At 72.0% G+C, this 4,400-nt stretch carries 4 protein-coding genes; all 4 read left to right on the top strand.

Annotated features, from left to right (window positions below):
• Nucleotides 1-492, top strand: a 492-nt coding sequence (locus CCN44_RS24640; RefSeq protein WP_143649948.1) for an adenosylcobinamide-GDP ribazoletransferase, incomplete at its 5' end; no start/stop codon positions are given.
• A 285-nt stretch (nucleotides 493-777) separates the two neighbouring features.
• A complete protein-coding gene (locus CCN44_RS24645) occupies nucleotides 778-2,319 on the top strand; it encodes a leucyl aminopeptidase (protein WP_059248913.1) in 1,542 nt (513 codons plus the stop codon).
• A 383-nt stretch (nucleotides 2,320-2,702) separates the two neighbouring features.
• Nucleotides 2,703-4,091 (top strand): dihydrolipoyl dehydrogenase, encoded by a 1,389-nt coding sequence (gene lpdA / locus CCN44_RS24650; protein WP_059248914.1) that lies wholly within the window; start codon nucleotides 2,703-2,705, stop codon nucleotides 4,089-4,091.
• A 61-nt stretch (nucleotides 4,092-4,152) separates the two neighbouring features.
• The coding region (locus tag CCN44_RS24655; RefSeq protein WP_331478614.1) for a biotin/lipoyl-containing protein at nucleotides 4,153-4,400 on the top strand (248 nt) is incomplete at its 3' end.

Here is a 4,400-nt window from a genome sequence, read left to right on the forward strand (position 1 = left end):
CCCGCCGAGGACGCGCTGCGGATCATGAAGCAGTCGGACATCGGGCCGTTCGGCGTGCTCACCCTCGTCCTGGCGCTGCTGGCCCAGGTGGCCGTGCTGGCGCAGCTCTACGCCGGTTCCTGGGCCCGGGGCGCCCTGGCGGCCGTGGTCTCGGCGGTCGCGGCCCGGCTGGCGCTCACCCTGGCCGCCCGCGCCGGGGTGCCGGCCGCCCGCCCGGAGGGACTGGGGGCCGCGGTGGCCGGGGTGGTACCGAAGGGCGCGGCGCTGGCCCTGGCGATCGGCGTACCGGCGGCGGCCGGGGCGGCGGGCGCCTGCCTCGGCGGGTACGACGGCGCGCGGGCCGCCTTCGCGGTGGCCGCCGGCGCGGGCGGCGCCGAGGTGCTGCTGCGCAGGTGCCTGCGCAGGTTCGGCGGGGTGACCGGCGATGTGTTCGGCGCGGTGGCGGAGACGGCCGCGGTGACGGCACTCGTGGTGCTGGCCCTCGGCCGTTAGCGCTGCCGCGGGCGGGGCGCCGAACCGGGTGGACCCGCGCGGATTCGAGGGCAGTCATGGGGAGGGAGAGGGTGGACGTGACCACCGCACCACACGCGGGTGAACACCCGAAGGAATGAGCGAACGCACGCACGCGCGTAGTCTCGTCCCGGGTGTTCGCCGACAGGGTGAAGGCCCCGGTTGCCGCACATCCCCAGGCCTGGACCTAGGGTCGGCTCTCGGGCCCGGTCGACCCACCCCACATCGGCCACAGCAACTTCACATCGGAAGCGAGAATTCACCACCGTGACTGCTCTGACTCTCAGCACCGCCGCGGCGCCCGGCCTGCGGGCCGACGCGATCGTGATCGGTGTCGCCAAGGGTGCCCAGGGGCCCGTCGTCGCGCCCGGCGCCGAAGCCGTGGACAAGGCGTACGACGGCAAGCTGGCCGGCGTCCTGGAGACCCTCGGCGCCTCGGGTGCCGAGGGCGAGCTGACGAAGCTGCCCGCTCCGGCCGGCTTCAAGGCCCCGCTCGTGGTGGCGGTGGGCCTCGGCGCGGAGCCCGACAAGGACGAGGACGCCGGGTACGACGCCGAGGCGCTGCGCAAGGCCGCCGGCGTGGCCGCCCGCGCGCTCACCGGCTCGAAGAAGGCCGCGTTCGCGCTGCCCGTCGACGGCCCGGGCGCGATCGGCGCGATCGGCGAGGGCATCCTGCTCGGCGCCTACTCCTTCGACACGTACAAGGGCGACGCCCAGGACGCCAAGAGCGCCAAGGGCAAGAACGGCAAGGCGCCGCTGGCCGAGGCCGCGCTGCTCGGCGGCAAGCCGCGCGACGCCGCCCACAAGGGCGCGGTGGCCCGCGCGATCGCGGTCGGCGAGGAGCTGAACCGCGCCCGCGACCTGATCAACATGCCGCCGAACGACCTCGACCCCGCGGCCTTCGCCGGCATCGCGCAGGCCGCGGCCAAGGAGCACGGCATCAAGGTGCAGGTGCTCGACGAGAAGGCCCTCGCCAAGGGCGGCTACGGCGGCATCCTCGGCGTCGGCGGCGGCTCGGCGGCCACCCCGCGCCTGGTGAAGCTGTCGTACAAGCACCCGAAGGCGGCCAAGCACCTGGCCTTCGTCGGCAAGGGCATCACCTACGACTCGGGCGGCATCTCGCTGAAGCCGGCCGGGCACAACGAGACGATGAAGTGCGACATGAGCGGTGCCGCCGCCGTGTTCGCCGCGGTCGTCGCCGCCGCGCGTCTGGGCCTGGAGGTCAACGTCACCGGCTGGCTGGCGCTGGCCGAGAACATGCCGTCCGGTTCCGCCGTGCGCCCGGGCGACGTGCTGCGCATGTACAGCGGCAAGACGGTCGAGGTGCTCAACACCGACGCCGAGGGCCGGCTGGTGCTCGCCGACGCGCTGTGGGCGGCCTCGCAGGAGAACCCGGACGCGATCGTGGACGTGGCCACGCTGACCGGCGCGATGATGCTGGCGCTGGGCAGCCGGACGTTCGGTGTCATGGCCAACGACGACGCGTTCCGCTCCGCGGTGTACGAGGCGGCGGAGGAGGTCGGCGAGCCGGCCTGGCCGATGCCGCTGCCGGAGCACCTGCGCAAGGGCATGGAGTCCCAGGTCGCCGACATCGCGAACATGGGCGAGCGGTGGGGCGGGGGGCTGGTCGCCGGCCTGTTCCTGCGCGAGTTCGTGGGCGAGGGGATCCCCTGGGCGCACCTCGACATCGCCGGCCCGGCGTTCAACGAGGGCGGGCCGTTCGGGTACACGCCGAAGGGCGGCACGGGGTCCGCGGTGCGGACGCTGGTCCGCCTCGCCGAGCTGACCGCCGAGGGTGACCTGGGCTAGCGGTCGCCCGCCGGCCCGGTCCGGCCCGTCGTACGGCGGGTGCGGGGCGCGGGGACTGCTCGCGCGGTTCCCCGCGCCCCGGGGCCGGCCGTCGTCGGCCTTCGCGGCAGGTGAGCGCGGGGTCCGGTCGTGGCCGTGCGGCGAAGCCGCCTGCCGGAGACGGCCCGGCATCCCGTCACCGGTGCTGCATCCCTGTTCGTTTCCAGTGAACGTGGGACGTCTCACACACCGGCCCGGCGTCTCGATCTCGTCCGACAAGTGCAAAGATGGAGCCCGGCAGGACAGGGCCCCCACCGAAGGGCCGAAGCATCAAGCGGCCGGACACCAGCCGCCTGCCGGTCATCGGAGACCGGCGCACGGCGCACATGCATGGAGGACGTGACGTGGCGAACGACGCCAGCACCGTTTTCGACCTAGTGATCCTCGGCGGTGGTAGCGGTGGTTACGCCGCGGCCCTGCGCGGGGCGCAGCTGGGCCTGGACGTCGCCCTGATCGAGAAGGACAAGGTCGGCGGCACCTGCCTGCACCGGGGTTGCATCCCCACCAAGGCCCTGCTGCACGCGGGCGAGATCGCCGACCAGGCCCGCGAGAGCGAGCAGTTCGGTGTGAAGGCCAGCTTCGAGGGCATCGACGTACCGGCCGTCCACAAGTACAAGGACGACGTCATCTCGGGCCTGTACAAGGGCCTGCAGGGGCTCATCGCCTCCCGCAAGGTGACGTACATCGAGGGTGAGGGCCGGCTGTCCTCCCCCACCTCCGTGGACGTGAACGGCCAGCGCATCCAGGGCCGCCACATCCTGCTGGCGACCGGTTCCGTGCCGAAGTCGCTGCCGGGCCTGGAGATCGACGGCAACCGCATCATCTCCTCCGACCACGCCCTCGTCCTGGACCGCGTGCCGAAGTCCGCGATCATCCTGGGCGGTGGTGTCATCGGCGTCGAGTTCGCCTCCGCGTGGAAGTCCTTCGGTGCCGACGTCACGATCATCGAGGGCCTGAAGCACCTCGTCCCGGTCGAGGACGAGAACAGCTCGAAGCTTCTTGAGCGCGCGTTCCGCAAGCGCGGCATCAAGTTCAACCTGGGCACCTTCTTCCAGAAGGCCGAGTACACCCAGGACGGTGTGAAGGTCACCCTCGCCGACGGCAAGGAGTTCGAGGCCGAGGTCCTGCTGGTGGCCGTCGGCCGCGGCCCGGTCTCCCAGGGCCTGGGCTACGAGGAGGCCGGGGTCGCCATGGACCGCGGTTACGTCCTCGTCGACGAGTACATGCGCACCAACGTCCCGACCATCTCCGCCGTCGGCGACCTCGTCCCGACGCTCCAGCTCGCGCACGTCGGCTTCGCCGAGGGCATCCTGGTGGCGGAGCGTCTGGCCGGTCTGAAGGTCGTTCCGATCGACTACGACGGTGTCCCGCGGGTGACGTACTGCCACCCGGAGGTCGCCTCCGTCGGTATCACCGAGGCCAAGGCCAAGGAGATCTACGGCGCGGACAAGGTCGTCGCTCTGAAGTACAACCTGGCGGGCAACGGAAAGAGCAAGATCCTCAAGACCGCGGGCGAGATCAAGCTCGTCCAGGTCAAGGACGGTGCCGTGGTCGGCGTCCACATGGTCGGCGACCGCATGGGTGAGCAGGTCGGCGAGGCCCAGCTGATCTACAACTGGGAGGCGCTGCCGGCCGAGGTCGCCCAGCTCATCCACGCCCACCCGACGCAGAACGAGGCGCTCGGCGAGGCCCACCTGGCCCTGGCCGGCAAGCCGCTGCACTCCCACGACTGAGCCTTCGGTCAACGGGCGCGACGACACAGACTTCCGCAATTCGTTAGGAGCAACCGAAACCATGGCGGTTTCCGTAACCCTTCCGGCGCTCGGTGAGAGCGTCACCGAGGGCACTGTCACCCGCTGGCTGAAGGCCGAGGGCGAACGCGTCGAGGCCGACGAGCCGCTGCTCGAGGTCTCGACCGACAAGGTCGACACCGAGATCCCGGCCCCCGCCTCCGGCGTGCTGCTGGAGATCGTGGTCGCCGAGGACGAGACCGTCGAGGTCGGCGCCGAGCTCGCCGTCATCGGCGCCGACCTCGGCGGTCT

Source organism: Streptomyces tricolor (assembly GCF_002155905.1).
GTDB classification, from domain to species: domain Bacteria; phylum Actinomycetota; class Actinomycetes; order Streptomycetales; family Streptomycetaceae; genus Streptomyces; species Streptomyces tricolor.